Raw genomic sequence first — 24,173 nt, 5'->3', positions numbered from 1 at the left:
GGTATTCACTAAAAATCCTTTTCTTATTACCAATTACCCATTACCAAATTAGGGATAAATCAAAATTTTATACGTTTCTGGTGTGGGTGTGATCGCTTGGTTTACAGCTTGTGATAAATCTTGTAGGGGATAGTGATCGCTAATCAAGGCTTTAACATCAATGCGACGATTAAAAACTATATCCGCAGATAGACTTTGCAGACGGTAAGATGAACTATAACTACCCATTAGGTCAATTTCTCGATGATAAAGAATATTTGGGTTAATGGGAATTTCCACTTCATCGGGAAACTCAGCAAAAAAGAGAATTCTTCCACCTTTGCGGGTACAGTCTAATGCTTGAAAAAATGCTTTATCACTGGGGACAGCTAACAACGTGAAATCAACACCCATACCTCTAGTTAAAGCTTGAATCTTTCCTGGTAAATCAGGATCACGGGCATCAAAAGCCGCTTCTGCTCCTCCCACTTGCACAGCTTTTTCAATTCTAGAAGGTAGCAGGTCAGTTGCGATCGCTCTCCCACCAAAATACTTCACCAACATTATAAACATTAACCCAATTGGACCAGCCCCAGTTACTAACACAGTTTGTCCTGGTCCAACTTTAGCTTTATCAAGAGCTTTTAAACAGCAATTAGTCGGTTCAACAAAACTGGCTTCTTCAAAACTGATATCATCAGGAATAGGAATTAACCCACCATTCTGCACAATATGGCCTGGTACTTTCACATACTCAGCAAAACCACCACCACTAGGATTAAAACCTGCGGTAGTGGAGATATGTTTATAAACATCGCACATCGAGAAATTATCATTTAAGCAATAGGCGCAACGCATACATGGTATATGGTGCATCACCGCTACCCGTTGTCCTAGCATCCACCCTTGTACTTGAGAACCTACAGATGCGATCGTTCCAGCCGTTTCGTGTCCAAATATGCGAGGTGGTTCATACAAAGGATAACGAATTTTTTTAACATCTGACTGACACAAACCCACAACCCGCACCTGTACCAGGACTTCATCTGCTTCCAGTGTCGGAACTGGGATTTCTTCGTAGGATAATTGATTTACGCCTCTAAATACTTGTGCTTTCACGTTGGTTTCTTATCATTCAACGTTACTAGATTTAACATTTTTTGGTTGAGGTTAGGTTATGAAGTTTGATATTTCTTTCTTTTAGCTTCTTCTAATTGTTGCTCTAAGGTTTGTTCAAATATTTGGAATCCTTCAACATCTGCTGATGAAAGATATCCACCAATTACGCCATTCTCAAGGCTGAGAATATCACCACGGTTGTCTTTAGCAGTAATTGTTAAAATTTCTCCTTTTTGCCAGAGTCGATACCGTTTACCCTCATAGCATTTACCCCCTCCTGCTGCTGCCATACCTAGTCTACCCAAGGTCTTTTTGGCAGTTTGTACAATTTCATCAGCATAAAATTGGCAGTGAATACTACGAGTAAATTTTGGTACTTTATTCTTTCTTTTTAAATTATCGTTTTCTAACTTGTCAAGGGTTTCAGGAATACTCCTTGGAAGTTTAAGCTCATTAGACTGTTTCCAAATAACTTTAATCCTTGTTCCTGGATTTTGCTCATCAAAGTAGACTAAAAAATCATCTGGATGTCAAGTCTCAATCTCATAAGAAGCTAAAGATGCTTCAGGAAAGTCATCAAGGTTAGTAGTAACAATTACTGGTGCTGTAGCAACTATAGCAGCAGCGACAACATGATGATCGGCTGGCTCGTTTGTCATCCAATATCTCAATTAATAAAGGTATGGTTTTTTATTCTGATAGTTTTTGACCTGGTTTAATTTCTTAATTTCAAGAATGACCTTCAGTATATTCCTGCACATAAAAGTATTCATCCTGTTCATCAAAATATTCAAAAATCGTCGGAATTTGTTGATACTCTTCTCCCAATTTGCCTAATGCTTGGGTTTCTACTCTGAAAAGTCGCAGATATTCTTGCCAATATTGATTTAATATTTGTTGCTGTTCTGGAATAAGTAGGTGGGCGGAAAAATTTATAACTATGTCATGGCGAATGCAGCAAAGGGGAATCAAGCAATCCCAAGGGTTTCAAGTAATTTACATTTCGTTACAAAATTATGTTTATTTGTGTCTACGTATTTAGGAAGATTTTCAATATTTAATTTAGGTCCTATCGGTAGTTGGAGTTGTTTTAAAATCCGAATTGGTTGGTTTTGGTGATTAAAGTATCTGACTTTATAAGTAATTCCAAAATTAGTCTTGTTAGATAAAAGATCGGTAACTTCGTAAGTTATCTCAGCAAAGTACCTATTTTCAAGATTTTATTCATAAATAATCTCAATTTAATTTCAGTGAGTTACGCCAATAGTTAATCTAATGCAATATATAATCAGCATGACAAATTTCCTCAAGATATCAATATATGAATCAAACCTATACAACAGATGTCTTAGTGGTCGGAGGGGCAACCGGTGGAACTGCGGCCGCTATCCAAGCAGCACGACGAGGCGCTAAAACTATCCTGGTTAGCGAATTCTGCTGGTTAGGCGGAATGTTAACATATACTGGCGTATCTGCAACGGATGGCAATGAATTACAATCTTTCCAAACAGGTCTATGGGGAGCGTTTATACAAGAATTACACCAACGACAGCCAGGAGGATTAGATAATAGTTGGGTGAGCTTTTTTAGTTATGATCCGCGTATAGCTGCAGAAATTTTTGCAGCCTGGGTGCAGGAATTACCCAATCTACAATGGATATCGGGAAGAATCCCTTTAGGAGTATTGCATCAGGGAGACTGTATTACAGGTGTAAGCTTTGCAGATTTCACAGTCAACGCCAAAATTATTCTTGATGGTACAGAGTTAGGAGATTTGTTGGCTTTAGGGGAAGTACCTTACCGTTGGGGTTGGGAACTAAAGTCAGAGTGGGGAGAAACTAGCGCACCAGGAAATTTTAACTCTCTGACTGAAAAATATCCTGTGCAAGCACCGACTTGGGTTGTACTGATGGAGGATTTTGGGGAAAGTATCGCCCCAGAAATTCCATCTGCTCCTAATTATGACCCATTGCTGTTTACTGGGGCTTGGGATGACTATGGGGCAGAAAAATTTTTGAACTATGGACGTTTGCCTGGAAATCGGTTTATGATCAACTGGCCTATTTGTGGCAACGACTACGGCCAAGATGTCGGGCGTTTGATAAAGTCAGATATAGCAAGACGTGAGTTTAACCAAGAATGTTTCTGGCATAGTCAGAACTTTGCCCGTTTTATCCAAACTCAGCTTGGTAGACGCTACGGTTTAGCAGAAGGAGTTTTTCCTAGTCTCTCTCCAGCTTTTGCACTTCATCCCTATTTTCGGGAAAGTCGCCGCTTAGAGGGACTCATTACTGTCTGTGAGCAGGATATCCTACCATTAGCAGGTGGTACAGTTGCCGCTAAGTTTGATGATGCGATCGCAGTCGGTAACTACGCCAATGACCATCATTATCCTGGTGTCAAGTTCTTACTGCAACCCAAATCTATTCGCTGGGGGGGACGTTGGACAGGAACACCCTTTACTATACCCTATCGTTCTCTGATTCCTAAGTCTACAGATGGTTTGCTGGTCTGTGAGAAAAATATTTCTGTATCCCATATTGCTAATGGGGCTACCAGAGTGCAACCTGTAGTCATGGGTATTGGTCAAGCAGCGGGTATGGCAGCTGCTCTGTGTTGTGAGTTAAACTGTCAGCCCAGGGATTTGCCAGTGAGGAAGTTGCAAACAGCTTTATTAACTGATGAGCGATCACCTACTGCAATTGTTCCCTTGTTCAATTTACCAATGAATCATCCAGACTGGTTAGACTGGCAAATTCATTATTTAGATAACTCAGAAACCTATCCCACCAGTGGAAATTGTCCTTGTTTATCAGTTGAACCGCGTGATTACTCGAATCTTGATTGTTTCATAGGCATTTTTAATCGTCTAGACCAACAAGACTACAGGTTTACTATCACAAACTCAACTCAATTATTACCGAGAACTTGGCAAGTTGTGACTTTGGGATCATGCATTGATGAGCAACTGCAACTCCTGACCCAAAATCAAAAGCTTACTGTCTGGGGTCGTGCAAATTTATCTGGTAATTGGCTACTTGTCGAACATATCGACGAAGTATCAAATTGATTTTTTTGCAGTTAAATACAATACTTTTTTATAAATTGTCCGGATCATTATCTAAAAGCTAAGTATCAGTGAAGTAGAGAGTTCTAAAATAGACATCTACTATGCGTGCTGCCATTTCACTTTTAGTATCGAGTCTGGTATTCGGCTCCTTAGCTTTTAACTACGACGCAATGTTCACTAGCCTTTCCCATTTGCTGATTGCTAATTCTGGTTCAGGAAAGCTGCTTGCAGACAATTCCAAACCCGGTCCTAACCAACCAGAACAGCCAGCACCTCATCGCGGTAGTGGACGTAAGGAGTCCATAGAATTTTTCCTAAACATAAGTTCTGCCGTTTAACACCCCCTGGGTCAAACTGCTTTTAGGAGAATTGATTACCAGAACAGAAATCAATTTACCGGAATAATCGGGTGTCCCATATCCTGGACACAATTGGTCGGACAGAAACAAAGACAGCCTAAGCACTATACAACTCAACAACACTTCCAAATTTTATTTTCCTCGACAGAGATATAGACAGTTAAAGCACTACACAACTCAACAACCGTTCTGTAAATTCATCTTCTCTGACAGAGATAAAGACAGTTAAAGCACTACACAACTGACTGGAGTTTAGTACTTCTTCAAAACATCCGGTAATTGCAAAAACCTAACCTTGTATTGGTGACCCAGTTACTCATCACTGATATATAAGTGCTAACCTAGCTGAAAAGTTGATGCGATACCAAGTTGGATAGTTACAGCATTTTTCAGTATTTAGACCACACTCCTGTTGATGTATTTTTTTCTTTGTGCCTACTCTTCTCTATCTCTACGATATGCTATGCAGTCAGTGAGCTATGGAGGCAGGGTTTGACGATCCGCTACGCTAACGAAATGGTGAAGTGCCATTATATCTAGGTGCGAAAAAATATATGGTTAATTTACCTGAGAATCGCTGTAACTAGGCTTAATTAAGCCAAATTATGTCAAATCTTGTGAAGGAAACCGAGAATGGGGAAAGGGGAAAACCCTTGCCCTTTCCCCCGTTATTTTAAACCCTTTGGAATTCCCATTTTCTCTTCTTGACTGACAAGAAATTTGATTTTGGTGTACTGCTGGTAGCTATATCAGTCAGCAGTCGGCCGTTTACAACTCTTGTCTGATCAGGATGAAATTGTCAACGGTTACAATCCATAATTAAGCCTGCTTGTTAGCGATATAATAGTTACTAAAAAGGTACCTTCGCATCTAAATCTAACTAAACCCGCCCTTCTTCAAACGCTCTACCAAATCATCAGCAGTGTAATTCTTTTAGTAAGGTTCATGGAAGGTTTTTGGGAAATTGTTCATCATTAATTCCATTTCCGGTGAATCACTCAATTGAATCGAGTCACAAATAATAAAAGTTCCTCCTGGTTTTGTGACTCGGAAGCATTGCTCAATACCTATTTGACGCACAGACGCTGGCAACTCATGAAAGAGAAAAACAGACGTTACTGCATGAAATTAGTCATCTAGATAAGGCAATTCTTCGGCGTTGGCTTGTAGAAGTTGTGGTAATTCCACAGGATTTTGAGATCATAGCTCATTGGCTTTCGGCAAATAAGCTGGTGATAAATCAGTCCAGAATAAAGAAACTTGAGGTAAAGCGGCTCGAATCATTTTTAGAGTCAGACCAGTTCCATAAGCTACATCTAAAATTCGGATTTGTTTTTGTGGAAGAGATTGGAATTTTGCCAATCCCTGTTTCAGGGGAGCGAGAATAGGTCGCCGCATGGCATCAGCTAAACAACCAAACAAAATTTCTACCTGTAAGTCATATCAGTCATACAAATTAGCTCATAGGTCACTTAAATAACCGTTAGTTTGGTGATGAAAATTCTGCACACAGTAGCTGGGATAGCCTTCTTGATCTATTTCTGCTGAAAGATATTGCAGGCGATTTTTGGTGATTCGCTCCCATATCAGGGGTACCTCTAGCCATATTAATAGATAGTAGCGGAAAAAGTCTTCCCAAGAATGATCAAATAATCAACTGTGGGGATATATTCCTGTTTGGCCATCTTGCCAGTCTGTTTCTAGCAACTGGTTCAATCTGTTTTCCAGTTTGAGTATTAATTCTTGCGGGATATGTTGGCTCATCGGTAATAGTGTGGGATGCACTAGCTTCGTTAACTGTGAGGTTAGGGTCTTGCTCACAAGACTGAAAGAATTCTTTCCTTGTTGAACAGTCTGATAGGTTAGGTTTGTTAAGGTGTCGGACATAAAAAATAAGTTAAATTTTATTACTCTTAATTATTATTAAATTTGAATAGAAATTAATAATAGAGGATTCTTGCGAGAAAAATTCCTATTTTCAGCTATGGGATATCAAACCCTTGATATTCAGCGGTGATCTTTCTGGCTTTTGACTCGAATTCTGGAAGCTGCGATCACTTAAGTGTGAAGTTTTGTGATGAAATTGCTATTTCGTAGCTTACGATACAGAATTTCAGCTACTATCATAAATGTGTGAAAGAAAATTAATTCTATTAATAAAAAATAGAGAGGACTAAAGCTATGTCTATTCAAGAAAAGTCCCGTGCATTAATGGTTCGTCAACATCAGCAAGTTAAAAACCGTCAACAATCCATGCTGATGCGTGCGGCACAAGAACTTGGTCTTCCCGAAGAAGTATCTCACTATTGGAATCCCATTCAAGGGAAAGTAGATCCTACCACTCAGACCCTTTATAGCCGGAGTAATGCAGCGATGAGCTAAAGAGTAGGATTTCAGGAGTCAGAAGCCAGGAGTTCAGAGGAATAGATGATTCTCCCACCTCCCTCATCTCCCCTATACCGCTACTTCTATAAAAAAAGCCACCCTTGAGGGTGGCTTAAAAATTTACTATTATTGCTCAATTGCCATTAGCAATCGTAATACAAAAAAAATTCGTAGGGATGAGGACGCAACTGCATCTGCTTCACTTCGTTAGCCAGTTTGTAGTCAATCCAGTTTTGAATGAAATCTTTTGAGAATACGCCAGTTGCAGTTAAGAAAGCGTGGTCATCTTCCAGTGCTTCCAAAGCTAGTTCTAAAGAACCTGGAGTAGAAGGAATCTTAGCTAGTTCTTCTGGAGAAAGTTCATAGATATTCTTATCTAAGGGTTCACCAGGATGAATTTTGTTCTTGATACCGTCAATACCAGCGCAAAGCATGGCTGCGAAGGCTAAGTAAGGGTTAGAAGTGGCATCAGGACAACGAAACTCCAATCGCTTGGCTTTGGGGTTGTCTCCAGACAGAGGAATCCGCACAGAAGCAGAACGGTTTCCTTGGGAGTAAGCCAAGTTTACTGGTGCTTCATAACCTGGGACGAGGCGCTTGTAAGAGTTTGTAGTGGGGTTTGTGATTCCCAACAATGCTGGAGCGTGCTTGAGGATACCACCGATGTAGTAGAGTCCCATTTCGCTCATGTCAGCATATTTGTCACCTGCAAAAAGGGGTTGACCACCCTTCCAAATAGACTGGTGACAGTGCATACCAGAACCGTTATCACCAAAAATGGGTTTGGGCATGAAGGTAACGGTTTTGCCGTATTTTCTAGCCACGTTCTTGACAACGTATTTGTAGGTCATCAGCCAGTCAGCAGCTTCGATTAACTTACCAAATTTGAAACCGAGTTCGCACTGACCACCGGTTGCAACTTCATGGTGTTGCTTTTCAATGGGTACGCCACAAGCTGCCATTGTCAACAACATTTCTGTCCGAATATCTTGGAAGCTATCGGTTGGAGGAACTGGGAAGTAACCTTCTTTGAAGCGTGTTTTGTAACCCAGATTAGGACCATCCACTTCACCGTTTTTACCCTTTCTACCGGTGTTCCAACGACCTTCTACAGAGTCTACATGATAGTAGCCTTCATTGGCGGTTTGGTCGTAGCGGACATCATCAAAGATGAAGAATTCAGCTTCTGGACCGAAAAAGGCTGTGTCACCGAGTCCTGTGGAAGCCAGATAATCTATTGCTTTTTGGGCAATTACACGGGGGCAACGGTTGTACCATTCGCCTGTACGTGGTTCTTTAATGCTACAAATAATACTTAGAGTTGGCTCTTTCATAAACGGGTCGATCCAAGCTGTGTTGGGATCTAAGACCATTATCATGTCGGATTCTTCGATGCCTTTCCAACCCCGAATACTGGAACCGTCAAAGGGTACACCATCAGTAAATGAGCTTTCCTCAATTTGGTTCTGGTAAACCGTAAGGTGCTGCCATGTACCTGGTGTATCGATGAATTTCAGATCAATCATCTGAATTTTTTCATCTTTTATTCTTTTCAACACTTCTTGTGGGGTTGTCATTGTTACTCCTTGTGTACCCAATTTCCTAAAGTAAAACCACACTTTGCCAATATATCCTCACCCTGCGGCGGTAACCCAAGTTGTGACACACCACCTGGAATATCGTAAATAGTTGACTTGAGGAAAGTTTGTGGTTTTCGTTAAAGGTTGTCTGGATTACAGGTTATATTAACCTTTCTTTCTTAATCTGCACAAAACAAGAAACTTCATCTTAACGGGGTCAACTTTGGCATAGAATCCTTTAAGTGGTGGTATGGAAAGTTTTGTGCCGTATCTATAATTTATGCAGATGGCGCAAAATTTAATTGAGTCAGGTAGGGTGGGGCGCACCCGAACTCAAGCTTGAGGAGGTGTCTGTAAGGACACGCTATGCTTTGTAAGTCCGGGAGTGATTCACGGTTTGAGCAACCCAAGAATCTCACCTCTAAAGTTGTGAGAACGTCAATGGTGCATAACTGCAACCAAATTAATATCAAATCATAGATAGCAACGATTGGGAGAAAAAGGAATGCGCGATGCAGTTACAACTTTAATTAAGAATTATGACGTAATCGGCAGATATCTTGACCGGAATGCGATGGATAGCCTCAAGTCTTACTTTGAAACTGGTACGGCAAGAGTGCAAGCGGCAGCTGTGATTAATTCTAATGCGGCAGCTATTGTTAAACAAGCTGGTTCTAAATTGTTTGAAGAATTACCAGAATTGATTCGTCCTGGTGGTAATGCTTATACGACCCGTCGTTATGCAGCTTGTTTGCGTGATATGGATTATTACCTGCGTTATGCTACTTATGCGGTAGTGGCTGGTAATATGAATGTGTTAGATGAGCGTGTATTACAAGGGTTACGAGAAACCTACAATTCTTTGGGTGTACCCATTGGTTCGACTGTTCAAGGTATTCAGATTATGAAGGGTATTGTTAAGGAGCAAGTAGCAGCAGCTGGTGTTGCTAATACTGCTTTTGTTGATGAGCCTTTTGACCATATCACTCGTGAGTTGAGTGAACAGGATGTTTAACTAGTCCTGGTGATTAGAAATTAGAACTATACAAGCAAAGTTCGCGAAGGCGGACTAAATTAATATCGCACTTTGGCTGTTTGCACAAGGTGCGTTTACTTTTGTTAAAAACTGTCAGAATCGGAATTTACAGGATGTTGATGAAATATTATGGGCTTGCTACTAAATGTTGTTATCTAAAATAAAACTACAATTATCTGTCTGATTCATAAGCTATGTTTGCTCTGATATCACCAGATAAAACCCAAATTCCTCCTGGTGCAGTGGTGCGGATGCCTGCAACATGGGAAGAGTATCAAGCTCTATGTCAACAACGGTGCGCTCGCACAATTCCACGACTAAAATATCGAGATGGGGAAGTCATACTGATGTTACCTTTGCCACAACATGGACGAGATGCTCACCTGATCGCCAGTGTAATTACTACCCTTCTCGATTATCTTCAGCGTGAATTTGATGCTTTCATCCCGATAACGATGGAACTCCCTGAAGAAAGCGGACTAGTAGTCAACCAAGGCAATGTTGCTGGGTAAGCCCCTCTAATTGATAAACTAGTCAAAAAAGGGGTTAACCATGGCGAAAAAGTATGTTGTAGATTTAAGCGAAGAGGAAGTTTTACAACTGCAAGCAATCCTCAAAAAAGGAAAGCACAAAGCAAGAAGTATAAACCGTGCAAACATTCTTTGAATGGTATCTGAGGGAGAAAAGGAAACGGCGCTGCCGCAGTTCGAGTTCATGTTGCCAAGGTGGAAAGGACAAGAGAAAAGTTTGTGATTGGTGGATTAGAGTTTGCTTTAAAGGATGGGGAAAATCCACCAAAACCCAAAAAATTAGATGAAAAACAAGAAGCATTTTTGATTGCGACTGCTTGTTCTAATCCGCCAGAAGGAAGAGTGCGTTGGACAATGCAATTATTAGCGGAGCATTTAGTGAAGGTTGGTATCATAGATTGAATCTCAGACGAAACAATACGCCAAACTCTAAAAAAAATGAAATTAACCCGTGGTTAAAAGAACAGTGGTGTATTCCCGAAGTTAACCCAGAGTATGTGTTCAGAATGGAAGATGTTTTGGATTTGTACAATGAGCCATATGATCCGAAAAAACCTACACTCTGCCTAGATGAACGCCCATATCAATTAGTAGAAGAAGTAAGACTTCCTTTGCCACCAGAACCACATCAACCTGAAGGTTATGATTGTGAGTATAAACGCAATGGTGTTGTAAATTTATTTGCCTTTTTTGAACCAATAGCCGGGTGGAGGCATATTTAAGTTACACAAAGTCGGACAAAAGCTGATTTTGCTAAACAATTAAAAGATTTAGTAGATATTTATTACCCCCAATCTGATGTGATACCTTTACTTTTTGATAACCTAAACATTCATACTCCAAGTGTTTTATATGAAGTTTTCTCTCCACAAGAAGCATGCCGCATTATTCAAAAATTAGAGTTTCACTATACTCCTAAACACGCTTCCTGGTTGAATCAAGTAGAAATTGAATTATCAGTGTTATCTCGCTAATGCTTAGAACGACGTATTCCTAATGTAGGAATATTATCTTCTGAAATTGCTACTTGGGAGTCACAGCGTAATCAACAAAAACCCAGTGTTTATTGGGGTTTTAGAACCAAGGATGCACGTAAAAAAAGCAGCGTTTATATCCGAGTATTTAACCCAGCAAAATTGCCTTGGCAGACTACTAGAACCCGATTACTCTCTTTAAAAGAGACCTATTGCAAAACTCTTTATGTAGTATTATAGACAGATTTAGATTTTATGTGTTTTTGGTGTTCTTTGCGCTCCCTAATTCAAACATAACCGTGTAACTCTAACTTTTGGCTAAAACAAAGATAAACCTCCATTATTATAACATAAAATTAATTCTGCAAGAGGTATATTGATAACTGGCAAGCAGTATCTGGCAAAAATCGCATTATCTGTAGTATTGATCCACCACCGGATTTGGTGTTAGTAAGCAGTGTTACTACTTATACCGATATCAACGACTATCTACCCTATAGAGTTCCTCAAATTTGGCTGTACAAACAAAAGTAACTGTTTATTTATCAACTTTACCAAAACAGCTATTTACCTGAAACCCATAGCTACTATTTCCCCAATTTCAACTTACATAAGATTCTTCAGCAGTGTTTGGAAACTGCCTATAACCGCAATACAAGTGCAGCTATACGAGAATTGTATACAAGAATTGAAGAAATTTCTTAACTCGTGAAACCCAGTTGTTAGGTGATATGGAAAGTGTATGTATATGCAAAGCCGCTTTTATCAGAACAACTTGAGTTATGCGAGTATAAAGTATTCACTTATATGACTGTATAGTACATAAACTATGTTACTACATCTACCAATGCTCAGGGGAACATAATACTAATGAAGCTTCTCTGGAAGTAGAAGAAGGTGATTCTGAATCAGAAGAATTAGAAAACCTGGTTAACAGAGGAGAAATTATCCATCATGCTTTAGGTTTAAAATTACCAGGAGAATAGAATTAATTGGTTAAACAACGATTAGATACTTTATTAGTAGATTTGGGTCTATCTCCCTCTCGTCAGCAAGCACAACGGCTGATTCAAGCTGGTGAGGTAAGGGTCAATCAACAAGTAATTGATAAAGCTGGAACTGAAGTTGATATTACCGCACAAATTCAAGTTAAACAACGTCCTCCTTTTGTTTCTCGTGGCGGTGAAAAACTTGGTAAAGCTTTAGAATTTTTTGGAATTTCTGTAACTAGACGTATTTGTTTAGATGGGGGAATTTCTACAGGAGGTTTTACAGATTGTTTATTACAAGCTGGTGCAATTCAAGTTTATGGAATTGATGTTGGTTACGGACAAGTTGATTGGAAAATCAGAACTGATGAACGAGTTATTTTAAAAGAACGCACTAATTTACGTCAATTACAACCAGAAGAATTATATCCTGAAAATGCGACTTCGCCTGATTTAGCAGTGGTTGATGTGTCGTTTATTTCTTTAACTAAAGTTTTACCTGCGGTGTGGCGTTTAACTCAATTTCCTAAAGAAGCAGTTTTATTAGTAAAGCCTCAGTTTGAAGTTGGAAAAAACCGCGTCGGTAAAAAAGGTGTGGTGCGTGATGCAAAAGATCATGCTGAGGCGATTCTGCAAGTATTAAAAACAGCCTTGGAGTTAGGTTGGAAATATAAAGGTTTAACTTGGTCGCCAATAACTGGCCCTGCGGGAAATATTGAATATCTTTTGTGGTTAGGGATGGAAAGTGAGACAATATCACTGGCTTTAGATGCTGTTGAGGAAATGACTAAATCAGCTGTTGCGGATTTTCGTTAAAGATAATCATCATAAATGTGGGATAGTTGGTAATTAGATTTCCAATTACCAACTATCCCAAAAAATTTCATAAGTCGTAGATTAAGCACTCCAAAGCATCTGGATATATCTCGCAGTAACTTTCTAAGGGTGTTTGCCGATGTTGTGCCTGTTTCTGATGTGCTTTTTCTGCTTGTAATTCTTCTACAATATGCCAAGCTACTGCACAATTCGCTGAGTTCATGCCGCTTTCTTCACAGGTAGCACGAGCTTCCACAACTGCTTCGAGAATTGTTTGTTCAATGGTTTTAGATCTATTTTTATAGTATTTAATAGCAGAAACTCCATCTAAACTTGTCATGATATTTTCACCGTTTTCCAGTGAGATAAAGATATCTGGATCTTACACTTTTGGATTTGAGAAGAATGTTATTTATTAACCTTATTTAGATGCTATTGTCGAGAGTTTATAGATAAAAAATACTGTTGTGGATGAGTCAATATTTCAAACATCCCCTATTTTACCCCTGAATTCTTCCCGTAACCGATATAGAATTGTATTTTTATCAACTTGAGACAAAATCTCTTGGATAACGGTATTAGCACCTAATTGTCCCCAGGTACAGCCTTTTTCTAGATATACCTGTGCGGCTTTACCGATGATATAAGAACCATAACCAGCAATACTAGCTTGAGCAATACCTCCGGTGAGCTTTGCAAACAAACCACTGACTGTAATATTAAGGGGATTATCACCAGGTACGATCCCACCTGTAGTATTACCTAAACCTAACATTAAATTACTACCTATTTCTCCCAGCAGCAAACCACCAGAACTGAATAAAATACTTTTTAGTAAGTTAGTAGCTTCATAACCAGTCATTGGTAAACCATACAATTTAGCCAAAGAACGAATTAACGCTAAATCGGTAATTGCTCCACCAATAATATCTAAAACAGGAACGGGATTTAAACCGACAGCAAGGGCTTTATATTTAGTAAACTTCCAAATGATATCTTCAGCTTCTTGTTGACGGGAATCAATGGTTTTTTCAGCTATAGTGGCTTCTGCATCTCGCGCTTGAATCAGTGCATTTAAAGCCAATAATGATCGCCCTTCTCGATTTAGTATATTCAGAATAGTTTGCTTGAGTTCATCTACCTGGGGTGGTGGTGTTTCCCACTCATAACTTAAATTCCCATCCGGGTATTCTATCCTTACTTCGATTGGTGCAGGTTCAGCCGCTATCATCACAATTTCATCAGGTAATAACGGTTTATTGTGCAGATTTCCTGCTCCCAATTGTTGTAAATTTTTATAAATAGCTTTCCTATCTATTTCTGGGTACAAATCAACTTTATTAAACACCAAAATTAAGGGTTTTTGGGCTTTTCGTAATTCTAGCAACCCTTGATACTCAGTCCGGGTGATATCTCCAGACACCACAAACAAAATTAAATCTGCTTGACGTGCAACATCTCGCGCCATTTGCGCCCGTGATTCACCCTCAATTTCATCCAAACCAGGAGTATCAATTAATTCTACTAGCACCTTTCCTCCTGGTTTCCAACGCACAGAACGAGGCCATTGAGTTACACCATTGAGAGGTCCAGTTTGGAGAATTTTTTCCCCTAATAAAGAATTCAAAACCGCAGATTTTCCCCGACTCACCAAACCAAAAGCAGCTATTCTCACCACATTAGAATCTAGCTTGTTGAGTGTAGCTATTAAGGTTTCTATTTCTGGTTTTACCAAACCTGCCAGTTCTGGTTTTGATGATAACTGTCCTGACTTGCGGAGATAACTATACCAAGATATCGCTTGTGTGAGACTAGCACGGGCGCGGTTTAAATGAGTTTCTTGCAGATTACGGACTGAGTTAGGCTGAGACAAGGCAGAAAAAAATGGATTACATATCCACTTATAGCAGTTGCCAGGAAGATTAGGACATCAACTTTTTATGTCAGCGTACCGTAGATATTGGACTTCTTTCAGAAATTGGGGAAAGGGGTAAAGAGGATAAGAGGTAGAATTTTTCTTTACCCTTTAACCTTTTCCCCACTCTTGCGAAAATTACAGTGATGAGAGCAGAAAGCCCACCAGTGAAACCCTGAAATCTTTTTAGCTTTCAGGGTTTAACCTCCTTTAGGGGTGGGATGAATGCGATACACTTGAGGGGGTGATAAAGAACCGGGAAGGGTTTCTATATAAGGGTTATAGCCTTTACACCCTACTGATAAAATGTCCACTTGTTGCGAATAAAACTGATGACTTGTTCCATTAACAAGACCATTCTCTTCCTATCTTCAGGGTTGATGCTGACGTAGCTACCTGATAATTGCACAGTTTATTATCAATAAGCATCAGTTTTTTATCAATTTTTCCAAGGGTTTTTCAAGGGGTCTATCACGTAAAACCTTCGTCATATAATGGTTTCACCTTGCTTGTCGCCCCCTCAAGCGATATACTTTTTTATGGATATAAGGTGGCGATTTCAAAACTCGGAGAGGAGGTAAAAAAGCTCTCTCAGTGGGATAGCGTCAACTGGAGGGGAAATTTGAATTAAATAAATTAACTATAGGAGAAGAACTTATTACCACACCTTACAAAAAGCTAAGAAAAGCCGAACTTTCCGAAACTGAAAAAAAAGAGAATAAGGAATTATCTTCTAGAATTTGTTGAACATCTCATTTGTAGGCTGAAAATTTTTCGAGTCGCTAGTGACAGATTTCGTCTAGCTCGACATCGTTATAGTCAGGTGATAGAGAAGGTATGTGGATTAGTTAGGTTACATTTAAATACTTCATTTATACTAAGCCATAATATTTGAATGATCAGATTTCATATTTACCTTTTTAGAAAGCTATGTTTCTCAAAACTTTTGATGATTTTCAGATTTTCATCCCCAAACCCTGATTTTTACGTTCAGCAACGATAGCTCTTTTATCTCAATTATATCTCCTGTAATCCCTTCAAAGTAAGATTTTTAGCTTTTATGGATAGGTTTAATGCCCTAGGAAACAAAAAACAAGTGATAGCCGAATGTATCACTAGAGCAAATTATGGCATGATTATCGGCAACTTTGAACTCGATTTTAATGATGGGGAAATTCGCTACAAAACCAGCATTGATGCAGAAGGTGAGCGCCTCAGTTTTGCACTAATTAAACAGGTAGTTTACGCCAACGTAACATCGATCAACACCTGCCAGGAATTATGGCAGTAATTGAGAGTGATGTGTCCCCAGTAGATGCGTTTGCCCAAATCGAAAGCTAACAATTTGATCGGAAACAATAGCATGATAGTATTTAACAATGTTTTTGACGTTGAAGTTCCTAGACAAATCCTGTTGCAAATTAATCAAACCGATACGGAAGGTTGGAGAAAATACAGTATGGCACTTGCCACAAATAAAAAGGGTGATAAATTGGTGGTATTTGAATACTCTTTCAGTAGTTTGTGTACTGAACAATTCACGGGTCCTATAAACGATCTCTTAGAGAAAAAAATACAGGACTTACGCAACTGGCACAAATAGGGGGCCGGATGTAGCCCTGGCACGCAACAATTGAACTCAAACCAAGCAAATAGGAAGACTTGGGCGTTTTAGTTGCTGAATTAAATAATTAGAAAGCAATCTATGCTTGTTTTGATAAACAGTTTAACCAGTTTTATAGGCTAAATTCTTTAATCTAATCCAAACCAACATTGCACAAGCAATATGATTTCTCTAAAGCCTAGCTTTACGACATTGACAAGATTCAATACCAGTTATTTGTTTAATCTCTCGGTGAAAATACTCGATTTTTCCAACGAATTTTACATACCTCTTGTACAACATTCGTAGAACTTTGAGATAAATCGTTAGTAGCGATATAATCCGTTCTGTTGGTAGAAACAGCAACCCGGAATAGTTTCACTTTTTTCTGAGCGGGAAACCCTTTAATTTTTATAATTTTACCACATTCTAACTCTTCAGTACTCCATTCTCATAATTTAATAGGTTTATCTTTTTCTTTGGCAAATGTATCATCAACTAACCGATCCTTTTCTAAAGGGCAATAATAAATTTTGTCTAAACTATTAATATACAGCATGGAACTATTCACTGCATACCATGTGCCCATAAAAACCGTATCAGACGGTAAAAGCTGATGATACACAAGGTTGTGCAGCATATCTTTCACATAGTCTATCTTGGTTTTACCATCCACATCAGGATTAAAAATGCGGTAATCTATTCCCCAAAATCTTTGAACTTTAGGATTCACATATACACAACTGACTACACCAATTCCTTGGAGTATGCCATGTTCATTACCACTATATTATCTCCTCACCATCTCTATTTCTTCAGAATATCTTTCGTGTAAAACAATATCATCAAATATGATGTACCCATTACCATCAGGTTCTACTACCTCTTTCACCTTATCCCATAGTAAACGAGATGTTAACTTTTCGGTTTTTAAATAATAGTTAATTACATTATGGCTAATACTTTCTAAATGCTCTGCTCAATTAGTAATTGTATATATAATTAATTTGACTACTTTATAAGTATTGGTAGTAATCAAGTTTAGTAAACCTCATTACCGTCAGCAACATTTATCTAATACAATCTCCTACCTATTTTCTCATGAATATTTGAATAATGTTTCCTGTTGCAGCTACTTCTTATGGGTTGATAAAGCTTTCGGTATCCGATTTATTTAATAGCGATGTACTATATTTCACCCATCGCCTGTGCCAGTTACCTAAGTCCTGATCATGACTTAGTATAAATGAATAATTTAGATCTAACCTAACTAATCCACATACTCCCATTATCACCGGATTATAACAATGTCCAGCTAAAGGAAATCTATCACTAGCTACTCGAAAAGTTTCGACTCTATATATGAGATGTTCAACACCAATTCTTCTTGATAATATTTTCTTATTTTCTTCTTTTTGAATCTCTGAAATTTCAGCCTTTTTGGGCTTATTATAAGGTCTGGTAATAAATTCTTCTCCTATATAAGCTTTGTCTCCCAAGAATCTTGGTTTGACATGTAGGTTTCGGTGATTATTTCTAAATAGTGTAATATTGCTTATATTAGCTAATTCTCCAATATAAATATCAACTATATCTTCACCTCCTGGCAATACTCTAAATTTATTTTCCAGAGTGTGTATTTTCTTATTGCATGAATAATATTTTCTCTGCTCTTGGGAGTTACCTAGTCTTTCTATAGCTTTTTCTGCACTATCTATTAGTAATTCATACTGACTCAGTTCTTCCCATAACTCTTGATATTTTTGCTCATCTTTTTTTGCTTCTTCTACTTGGGAGACAGGTAAAATTTTCCTCAAAATTTCTACCCAATGATTAAATATGATTAAATGTATTATTTGCTTTTATCCTCCATAGATCAAACAATAATCCTAGAATTTCAAATGTTGACTTCTCTCTGAGGTCTACTAGGCATAGACATACTCCCTCCTTTGGGGCCATTTCTGCTCTACGTCCTCCTCCAGACGCTATTAACCTAATTTTTCTTTTTTCAATTTCTGCCTGTTTCTCTAGATGCCTTTTTTCTGCTAATGCTACTAATGTGATAAAGTCTTCATACTTAATGCCAATTAGTCTTTTTAATTCCTGGGGGTATAATTCTATTCTTTCCAGGGGACTGGATATTACTGGTATACAGAGTTACATCTTCTCTATTTATTTTCCCACAACATTTATTTTAAAGATAGGTCTAATGGAAACTTACCAAATTTTTGTGGAAGAACACAAAGGTAAAATAAGCTGTCTTTCTGGCCCTGAACAAGGTACATAATTTCAAATTGACATTCCTATTAAAGTTATTGAAGAAAAGACGTTTTAAAAACTGGAGTGACATAGTTGCATAAGACATAAAAAATTAGATCTTATACACATCCCTTTAAAGGGAATAAATTAGGTAATAAATTATTACTGCACTTTAAAAAAATGAATTTAGAAAAATATAGATTCAACTATTCTTTAGCAGGTAATCTTCAGAAACCTTTAATTCTGTTTTTACACGGCTTCATAGGTAACATTGAAGAATTTGATGAAGCTATAAGATTACTAGGTGAAGATTTTTCCTATCTTATCCTTGACCTACCCGGACATGGTAAAACCCAAGTTTTAGGAAATGATAAATATCATCAAATCGAATGTATTGCCAAAGGCATAATCCATTTATTAGAAGAATTAAAAATAGAAAAATGCTTTTTAGTGGGTTATTCCATGGGAGGAAGATTAGCCTTATATTTAACCCTACATTTACCTGAAAAATTTATCAAAGTTATTTTAGAATCAGCTTCTCCAGGTTTAGCGACAAACATAGAAAGATTAGCCAGAATTAAAAGTGATAGTCAAATTGCCAGGAAATTAACGACAATTACGGAAAAAAGTGATTTTCGGATTTTCCTAAACAATTGGTATAATCAGCCTATATTTAGTAAGATCAAAAATCATCCCAAATATCAAAAAATGCTAGAAAGTAGGTTAGAAAATAAACCTTTAGAATTAGCAAAATCATTACAATTTATGGGTACAGGATACCAGCCTTCCTTGTGGGAAAATATTAAAGAAAATAAAATACCTTTGCTTTTATTAGTTGGAGAAAATGACGAAAAATTTATCAACATTAATACAGTGATGTCCTACAGATGTAAAACTGCCCAACTAAAAATCATTAGTCAAGCTGGACATAATACACACGTGGAAAATACATTGTCATTTGTCCAGAATCTGCATCACTTTATTAGTGTAGGATGTGGAGTGTGAGGAGATGGGGAAAATTATTTATTACCTCCTGACTCCTGACTCCTATTATTTAATATTTGCCGGTTTAGGTTGACTAGCAGCTCTTAATTCTTCAGCCAATACTTTTTGATAAATTTTAGGTAAGACTTGGGTATTAGAATTAGTTTCTATGCCATACCCTAAACTTGTCCAAGTAGGGGAAAGTCGGCGTAAAACTTCATTTAACTGCTGCTGACGCAACAGTTTAGAAAGATCAGTTCCCCAAACTTTTGGATCATTCAACCAACGATAAACAACTATATCTTGATACTCACGTTCAAAACTGTAACTAGACCAAAATATTACCTGAGACGGGTTGGGATGATAGCGAGGTGCAATTTCAGCCCAAGTAGTATTAATAATTTGATATCTACCCGCAGCCGTAGAACAATTACCTGTATTTGGTCCAACGACAATAGTCACACATATCTGAGGATGACGACTCAGGTCATTTACTTGTTGACCACCATATAATAGAGAATAAGGACGTTTACTATTAGCCTCACTGAACGAAATAGTCCGCATTAAGGCTCGAATATAAGGATCACCTTCCGTCATAACTAAAGGAGGTTGTTTTTGCTCAAAAACGGGGTCATAAGATAAAGGCAAATTGTCACCAATATACCACTGTAATAAATAGACAAACCCCAAAAGCGAGGCTATCGGGGCTATTAGTTTTTCTACACCTTTGAGTTTAAAAGTCATTAGTCATTAGTCGTTAGTCGTTAGTCGTTAGTCATTAATAACTTTTTCTCTGTTCCCTATTCCCTATTTGTTGAAACAATTCCTGGAAGGTTTTGGGCGTAGCTTCAGGTTTAGCGACAATTTCCACAATTTTATTGCGTGCAGCAGGTTCAAAGATAGACTCTACACAAACCTGAGCTACTTTTTGCCGGGGGATGCTACCATCAAACAAAGTATCAGCACCCTCCATTACTACGGCATCAGAGTTATCTTCATTTTTCAGCCCTCCAGGTCGCACAATTGTATAGGTGAGTCCACTTTTTTCGATGTATTCCTCAGCTTGCTTTTTCCACACTAAAATTAACCAAAACAGGTTTAGGGGATGAAAAAACTGAGAAACACATAAAGAAGAAACTAAGATAAAATGTTCAACTTGCTTGGTTCTAGCTGCTTCTACTAAATTTTTTGTACCTTCAAAATCTACTTTATAGGGGGCTGTGGGGTCGAAACTGGGTTTTGCACCAGTAGCGCATATTACTACCGTACTATCACCTAAAACCGCAGTCAGGCTTTCTGCTTGTAATACATCACCTATAACTAACTCGACTTCAGGAGACAGAATAGCTTTGGCTGTTGCTGAATCCCTGACCAAGGCACGGACTTTGATATTTCTGGCTACTAACTCTTGTACTATGCGACGACCTGTTTCACCTGTTGCACCTGCTACAAATATTTTCATGATTGACGCTATACTAGCAAACTAATGTGTACTGGTTTCGTTCTTAATTGTAGTGGTTCTATGGAGTTGATGACAGTTTATTGATGTTTTCATGAAATTTACATTTTTGTGTGAAAAATCTTTCTGTAATTGGGAATTCTAAATATAGACAAACTGCCAACTATACAAAAAACGCATTTATTATGGTAGCAAATAACTGGGAATGTCAATCCTTGGAAAGAACAGAATCAGTTTTACTAGTGGGTTCAAGTGTCGCAGTAGATGAAACTCTATCGAAAAAGAGCCATTCGGGACCAAGTAAATTTTATAGTCATCATCAAGACTGCATGGAAATGTATGCCCCGATTGAAAAGGTGGCTGAATATCTTAATAGTCACTCTTCATGGTTTGCACACTGTGCTGAACCGATGACGGTACAACCTTTGGGTGATAATGGCTATGGGTTGGTAATTGGTCGGTTTGGTGCTTTTGGTTATGAAGTTGAACCAAAAATTGGTTTGGAACTGTTGGACCCACAGGAAGGTAAATACCGTATCCGTACAATTCCCATCCAAAACTATCAAGCTCCTGGTTATCATGTGGACTATAATGCATGCATGGAATTGGTAGAAAGTTTGCCTGAGATGACACGGGTAGAATGGGAATTAGATTTGATGGTTGAGCTTCATTTTCCTAGCTTTATTAAGCGTTTACCAAATTCTTTAATTCAATCTACAGGGGATCGATTACTTAATCAAATTGTCCGTCAAGTCTCCTGTCGCTTAACCCGCAAAGTCCAAGAAGATTTTCATCAGTCTCTCGGTATCCCCTTTCTGGTCAATTCTAAGAAAAAGCGTCATTAGTCATTGGTCATTAGGAACAGGGAACAGGGAATGTTTATCTTTCTCCTGCCTCCTGCCTCCTGCCTCATGACTATTCTTTGGTAAGAATTCTGATGATAATTTCTACACCAGAAAACGCTTGCCAAATAAACAGACCTAAAATACTGAAATTCAGCAATATATGAGTCGCCCGCGCCCAATTTGCTCCTTTTTGCATAAAGGGCGATAGAGACGCGGAAAGTGCTATCAAACCTGTCATCCCTAAGCCTGCTAACAGGTGGGGTCCAACAAATAATTTGCCGTTATTGATGTAAGTAACAGCCATACCTCCAATTGAACCCGCTACCATCAAAGCTAAGAGAATCGACCCAATTTGGTGGTGTTTAATTGTATATTTGCCTTTAATCAATTGTTTTTTCTCTTCACCTTGAGCATTTCTGGTACGCTGTATTTGTAAGCCTAAGTAAGCTGCATACAAGGATAATGCTAATAATATCCACATGATTGCTGGGTGAAAGAAGTTCAACCCGTATTTCACTGCTGGAGAAAGTTCAAGGCTCATCGTGTGTTCATCCAATGATTAAATCTTAATAAAACTTAGCATACCTTAGTTTCGCAATCACTACTCCGTACCCGGATTTCTTCTTGCCTCTTGGGAAAGTGGTTAAACAATCTCAGAGTGAACTACCCAAACTGACCTGACGGTAGAGTCTGGGCTTCCTGTCCCACAGAAAGCACAGTAGTAGATTTCTTTGGTCCTCTATTACTGTGACTTAGAGTAATCCAAGGAAAAAATGATCCAAAACCAGGGATACTGAGAGAATAATTAGTGCACAGTACGGTTTATGTCTCCAAAATCACTAATCTAACTAAGTGATAGTCTAAGGTCGTTGTATATCAAGACAGCACAAAAGCTAAAGAGTAATACTTTGACGATTCTTGTCGCCCCCTCAAGCGAAAACGATTAACGCAGCTCAAAATTTCCGAGTTGCTATATGTTTTAGAGCATCCTGAATTAGCATTACATAATAACCCGGCTGAGTTAGTTGCTAGGACGATGGTGCAACAGCGTAATATTAGTTATGCCACTCAGATTCTTGAGGGGACTGAGGCTTGGGATACTTTTATGTCTCTTGTTGCTACTACTCGTAAGTTAGGAATTAGCTTTTTTGAATATATCCGTGACGGGATTTCTCAGGTTGGAAATATTCCCTCTTTGGGCACTATTATTCGCGAAAAATCTCTTCTCAATCCCTTTGGTTGCTCATGGATACCTCAATAACTCCTTCCCCCTCCAGTTTTTTCACCGTGTTTACCACCACCTTCCTCGATACTTCTTCCACCAGTATTAAGTTGTGATTGATGGAATAATACCCCTGCTCTTGCTACTCGCTCTCAAAGTCCTGCTGTAATCGGACTATGTCGTAAACATGGACGTGGTACATCCCGGTTGTGGTTTTTACATACACATCATTTCGGTAGCCTTTGGCGATAGCTTCTATCTCATCGCCTTCGTCATTATATAAGTAGGTGGGCGGAAAAATTTATAACCATGTCATGGCGAATGCAGCAAAGGGGAATCAAGCAATCCCAAGGGTTTCCAGTAATTTACATTTTGTTACATACTTATGTTTATTTGTGTCTACCTACTTAGGTAATCAATTTCCATTTCTATTTCTTCCTTATATTAATATACGGATGGTGGATGCCTTAGAGTTTAGTTAAATTTTTTTACTGTTGCACTATCTATTAGTATTGATCCTCGACTTTTTCTAGTACTACTTGTGTCAACTCATTTTTGAATTCTTCAAAGTCCAGTTTTCCATTTTCACCAGGACAATCTCGAAGTAGTTTGGATCATTGCCACGCTGAATGATTTTGGGACTTTTAGGGATGCTCTTGACTTCACAAGTACCTCCGAATTTCCTAAAGTCTTTTTTCTTGTCAAAAAGGGACACGCCATGGGTGTTCTTCAGCTTTTTTGTTTGGCTATCCTAGACTTGCTATGCAAAATTAATACTTAATACGAGCTTAAATTCATTAGATAGCAAGGGATTCAATATTTTGCACCACTATTGAAACACCAATTCCTGTTTCCATTGCTGGTTCGTTACGTACATAACTGATATCAACAATACAAAGCATCTCAAATTTTTCAGAAGCCAACCGTGATATTTTTAAGCAAAATGCAGGTTCAATTGGTTCAAAATAAACAGGACTTAGGCAACTGGCACAGGCGATGGGTGAAATATAGTACATCGGTATTAAATAAATCGGATACCGAAAGCTTTA

Annotated in this window: 22 protein-coding genes and 3 pseudogenes; 11 read left to right on the top strand and 14 right to left on the bottom strand. The window is 38.4% G+C overall.

Annotation, left to right across the window (positions count from 1 at the left end):
• Window positions 1-48: 48 nt before the first annotated feature.
• The 4 genes from AAZO_RS17710 to AAZO_RS17700 form a co-directional block, all read right to left on the bottom strand.
• On the bottom strand, window positions 49-1,098 hold the full coding sequence (locus AAZO_RS17710) for a zinc-dependent dehydrogenase (protein ID WP_013192281.1): 1,050 nt from the start codon (window positions 1,096-1,098) through the stop codon (window positions 49-51).
• Window positions 1,099-1,154: 56 nt separating this feature from the next.
• Window positions 1,155-1,403, bottom strand: a complete 249-nt coding sequence (locus AAZO_RS27180; protein ID WP_187289512.1) for a hypothetical protein — start codon at window positions 1,401-1,403, stop codon at window positions 1,155-1,157.
• Between the two features lie 225 nt (window positions 1,404-1,628).
• Window positions 1,629-1,757, bottom strand: a complete 129-nt coding sequence (locus AAZO_RS41600; RefSeq protein WP_013192279.1) for a hypothetical protein — start codon at window positions 1,755-1,757, stop codon at window positions 1,629-1,631.
• Window positions 1,758-1,827: 70 nt separating this feature from the next.
• Window positions 1,828-2,070 carry a hypothetical protein gene (locus AAZO_RS17700; RefSeq protein WP_041641359.1) on the bottom strand — a complete coding sequence of 81 codons (243 nt, stop codon included), beginning with the start codon at window positions 2,068-2,070 and terminating at the stop codon, window positions 1,828-1,830.
• Window positions 2,071-2,419: 349 nt separating this feature from the next.
• Between AAZO_RS17700 and AAZO_RS17695 the strand changes: the two genes are divergently transcribed.
• Together AAZO_RS17695 and patX are read left to right on the top strand one after the other, a co-directional pair.
• Window positions 2,420-4,168: an FAD-dependent oxidoreductase gene (locus AAZO_RS17695; protein ID WP_013192278.1), complete on the top strand. Its 1,749-nt coding sequence runs from the start codon at window positions 2,420-2,422 to the stop codon at window positions 4,166-4,168.
• Window positions 4,169-4,269: 101 nt separating this feature from the next.
• Complete coding sequence (gene patX / locus AAZO_RS17690; protein ID WP_013192277.1) at window positions 4,270-4,506, top strand: heterocyst-inhibiting protein PatX; 237 nt, start codon at window positions 4,270-4,272, stop codon at window positions 4,504-4,506.
• 957 nt (window positions 4,507-5,463) lie between these two features.
• Here patX and AAZO_RS17685 read toward each other — a convergent pair.
• Window positions 5,464-6,414 (bottom strand): annotated as a pseudogene (locus AAZO_RS17685) (class I SAM-dependent methyltransferase); the annotation flags it as partial.
• Window positions 6,415-6,708: 294 nt separating this feature from the next.
• On the opposite strand from AAZO_RS17685, the gene gifA reads away from it, so the two are divergent.
• Window positions 6,709-6,909 carry a glutamine synthetase inactivation factor IF7A gene (gifA, locus tag AAZO_RS17680; protein WP_013192276.1) on the top strand — a complete coding sequence of 67 codons (201 nt, stop codon included), beginning with the start codon at window positions 6,709-6,711 and terminating at the stop codon, window positions 6,907-6,909.
• A gap of 146 nt (window positions 6,910-7,055) precedes the next feature.
• On the opposite strand, the gene glnA is transcribed toward gifA, so the two are convergent.
• Window positions 7,056-8,489, bottom strand: coding sequence for a type I glutamate--ammonia ligase (glnA, locus tag AAZO_RS17675; RefSeq protein ID WP_013192275.1), 1,434 nt, complete (start codon window positions 8,487-8,489; stop codon window positions 7,056-7,058).
• Window positions 8,490-8,997: 508 nt separating this feature from the next.
• On the opposite strand from glnA, the gene apcB reads away from it, so the two are divergent.
• The 4 genes and pseudogenes from apcB to AAZO_RS17650 all read left to right on the top strand — a co-directional run bounded on the left by apcB (window position 8,998) and on the right by AAZO_RS17650 (window position 12,837).
• Window positions 8,998-9,507: an allophycocyanin subunit beta gene (gene apcB, locus AAZO_RS17670; protein ID WP_013192274.1), complete on the top strand. Its 510-nt coding sequence runs from the start codon at window positions 8,998-9,000 to the stop codon at window positions 9,505-9,507.
• 215 nt (window positions 9,508-9,722) lie between these two features.
• A complete protein-coding gene (locus AAZO_RS17665) occupies window positions 9,723-10,040 on the top strand; it encodes a PDDEXK family nuclease (RefSeq protein WP_228371272.1) in 318 nt (105 codons plus the stop codon).
• Between the two features lie 40 nt (window positions 10,041-10,080).
• Window positions 10,081-11,184, top strand: a pseudogene (locus tag AAZO_RS31175) (IS630 family transposase).
• A gap of 840 nt (window positions 11,185-12,024) precedes the next feature.
• Entirely contained in the window at window positions 12,025-12,837 is an 813-nt protein-coding gene (locus tag AAZO_RS17650) for a TlyA family RNA methyltransferase (protein ID WP_013192273.1), read from the top strand.
• 67 nt (window positions 12,838-12,904) lie between these two features.
• Here AAZO_RS17650 and AAZO_RS17645 read toward each other — a convergent pair whose 3' ends face one another.
• Complete coding sequence (locus tag AAZO_RS17645) at window positions 12,905-13,177, bottom strand: Calvin cycle protein CP12 (RefSeq protein ID WP_013192272.1); 273 nt, start codon at window positions 13,175-13,177, stop codon at window positions 12,905-12,907.
• Between the two features lie 144 nt (window positions 13,178-13,321).
• On the bottom strand, window positions 13,322-14,710 hold the full coding sequence (locus tag AAZO_RS17640) for a GTP-binding protein (RefSeq protein WP_013192271.1): 1,389 nt from the start codon (window positions 14,708-14,710) through the stop codon (window positions 13,322-13,324).
• Between the two features lie 1,102 nt (window positions 14,711-15,812).
• Here AAZO_RS17640 and AAZO_RS17635 point away from each other — a divergent pair.
• Entirely contained in the window at window positions 15,813-16,043 is a 231-nt protein-coding gene (locus tag AAZO_RS17635) for a type III secretion system chaperone family protein (protein ID WP_049790798.1), read from the top strand.
• A gap of 348 nt (window positions 16,044-16,391) precedes the next feature.
• Here the strand turns inward: AAZO_RS17635 and AAZO_RS27175 are convergent.
• Together AAZO_RS27175 and AAZO_RS17620 are read right to left on the bottom strand one after the other, a co-directional pair.
• Window positions 16,392-17,410 (bottom strand): annotated as a pseudogene (locus AAZO_RS27175) (IS701 family transposase).
• An 84-nt stretch (window positions 17,411-17,494) separates the two neighbouring features.
• Complete coding sequence (locus AAZO_RS17620; RefSeq protein WP_049790796.1) at window positions 17,495-18,172, bottom strand: transposase family protein; 678 nt, start codon at window positions 18,170-18,172, stop codon at window positions 17,495-17,497.
• Between the two features lie 622 nt (window positions 18,173-18,794).
• On the opposite strand from AAZO_RS17620, the gene menH reads away from it, so the two are divergent.
• Window positions 18,795-19,619 carry a 2-succinyl-6-hydroxy-2,4-cyclohexadiene-1-carboxylate synthase gene (gene menH / locus AAZO_RS17615; RefSeq protein ID WP_013192269.1) on the top strand — a complete coding sequence of 275 codons (825 nt, stop codon included), beginning with the start codon at window positions 18,795-18,797 and terminating at the stop codon, window positions 19,617-19,619.
• 45 nt (window positions 19,620-19,664) lie between these two features.
• Here menH and AAZO_RS17610 read toward each other — a convergent pair whose 3' ends face one another.
• Together AAZO_RS17610 and AAZO_RS17605 are read right to left on the bottom strand one after the other, a co-directional pair.
• Window positions 19,665-20,342 carry a glycoside hydrolase family 24 protein gene (locus AAZO_RS17610; RefSeq protein WP_013192268.1) on the bottom strand — a complete coding sequence of 226 codons (678 nt, stop codon included), beginning with the start codon at window positions 20,340-20,342 and terminating at the stop codon, window positions 19,665-19,667.
• 34 nt (window positions 20,343-20,376) lie between these two features.
• Window positions 20,377-21,060, bottom strand: a complete 684-nt coding sequence (locus AAZO_RS17605) for an NAD(P)H-binding protein (RefSeq protein ID WP_013192267.1) — start codon at window positions 21,058-21,060, stop codon at window positions 20,377-20,379.
• A gap of 182 nt (window positions 21,061-21,242) precedes the next feature.
• Here AAZO_RS17605 and AAZO_RS17600 point away from each other — a divergent pair, with 182 nt between their 5' ends.
• Complete coding sequence (locus tag AAZO_RS17600; protein ID WP_041641355.1) at window positions 21,243-21,902, top strand: DUF1997 domain-containing protein; 660 nt, start codon at window positions 21,243-21,245, stop codon at window positions 21,900-21,902.
• Window positions 21,903-21,972: 70 nt separating this feature from the next.
• Here AAZO_RS17600 and AAZO_RS17595 read toward each other — a convergent pair whose 3' ends face one another.
• Entirely contained in the window at window positions 21,973-22,443 is a 471-nt protein-coding gene (locus tag AAZO_RS17595; protein ID WP_013192265.1) for a DUF4079 domain-containing protein, read from the bottom strand.
• Window positions 22,444-22,869: 426 nt separating this feature from the next.
• Between AAZO_RS17595 and AAZO_RS17590 the strand changes: the two genes are divergently transcribed.
• Window positions 22,870-23,163: a hypothetical protein gene (locus tag AAZO_RS17590; protein ID WP_013192264.1), complete on the top strand. Its 294-nt coding sequence runs from the start codon at window positions 22,870-22,872 to the stop codon at window positions 23,161-23,163.
• Window positions 23,164-23,921: 758 nt separating this feature from the next.
• Here the strand turns inward: AAZO_RS17590 and AAZO_RS17585 are convergent.
• Window positions 23,922-24,140: a hypothetical protein gene (locus AAZO_RS17585; RefSeq protein WP_013192262.1), complete on the bottom strand. Its 219-nt coding sequence runs from the start codon at window positions 24,138-24,140 to the stop codon at window positions 23,922-23,924.
• Window positions 24,141-24,173 lie beyond the last annotated feature (33 nt).

This window comes from 'Nostoc azollae' 0708 (assembly GCF_000196515.1).
Classification (GTDB): domain Bacteria; phylum Cyanobacteriota; class Cyanobacteriia; order Cyanobacteriales; family Nostocaceae; genus Trichormus_B; species Trichormus_B azollae.
Note: the sequence above shows the minus strand (reverse complement) of the source record. Positions and strands in the feature narration are given on the sequence as shown.

What these genes read in the sequence shown, in the direction of transcription:
- AAZO_RS41600 (WP_013192279.1), bottom strand. Translation starts at nt 1,757, where the DNA reads ATGACAAACGAGCCAGCCGATCATCATGTTGTCGCTGCTGCTATAGTT.
- AAZO_RS17695 (WP_013192278.1), top strand. Translation starts at nt 2,420, where the DNA reads ATGAATCAAACCTATACAACAGATGTCTTAGTGGTCGGAGGGGCAACC.
- patX (WP_013192277.1), top strand. Translation starts at nt 4,270, where the DNA reads ATGCGTGCTGCCATTTCACTTTTAGTATCGAGTCTGGTATTCGGCTCC.
- gifA (WP_013192276.1), top strand. Translation starts at nt 6,709, where the DNA reads ATGTCTATTCAAGAAAAGTCCCGTGCATTAATGGTTCGTCAACATCAG.
- glnA (WP_013192275.1), bottom strand. Translation starts at nt 8,489, where the DNA reads ATGACAACCCCACAAGAAGTGTTGAAAAGAATAAAAGATGAAAAAATT.
- apcB (WP_013192274.1), top strand. Translation starts at nt 8,998, where the DNA reads ATGCGCGATGCAGTTACAACTTTAATTAAGAATTATGACGTAATCGGC.
- AAZO_RS17665 (WP_228371272.1), top strand. Translation starts at nt 9,723, where the DNA reads ATGTTTGCTCTGATATCACCAGATAAAACCCAAATTCCTCCTGGTGCA.
- AAZO_RS17645 (WP_013192272.1), bottom strand. Translation starts at nt 13,177, where the DNA reads ATGACAAGTTTAGATGGAGTTTCTGCTATTAAATACTATAAAAATAGA.
- AAZO_RS17635 (WP_049790798.1), top strand. Translation starts at nt 15,813, where the DNA reads ATGGATAGGTTTAATGCCCTAGGAAACAAAAAACAAGTGATAGCCGAA.
- menH (WP_013192269.1), top strand. Translation starts at nt 18,795, where the DNA reads ATGAATTTAGAAAAATATAGATTCAACTATTCTTTAGCAGGTAATCTT.
- AAZO_RS17610 (WP_013192268.1), bottom strand. Translation starts at nt 20,342, where the DNA reads ATGACTTTTAAACTCAAAGGTGTAGAAAAACTAATAGCCCCGATAGCC.
- AAZO_RS17605 (WP_013192267.1), bottom strand. Translation starts at nt 21,060, where the DNA reads ATGAAAATATTTGTAGCAGGTGCAACAGGTGAAACAGGTCGTCGCATA.
- AAZO_RS17600 (WP_041641355.1), top strand. Translation starts at nt 21,243, where the DNA reads ATGGTAGCAAATAACTGGGAATGTCAATCCTTGGAAAGAACAGAATCA.
- AAZO_RS17595 (WP_013192265.1), bottom strand. Translation starts at nt 22,443, where the DNA reads ATGAGCCTTGAACTTTCTCCAGCAGTGAAATACGGGTTGAACTTCTTT.
- AAZO_RS17585 (WP_013192262.1), bottom strand. Translation starts at nt 24,140, where the DNA reads ATGTACTATATTTCACCCATCGCCTGTGCCAGTTGCCTAAGTCCTGTT.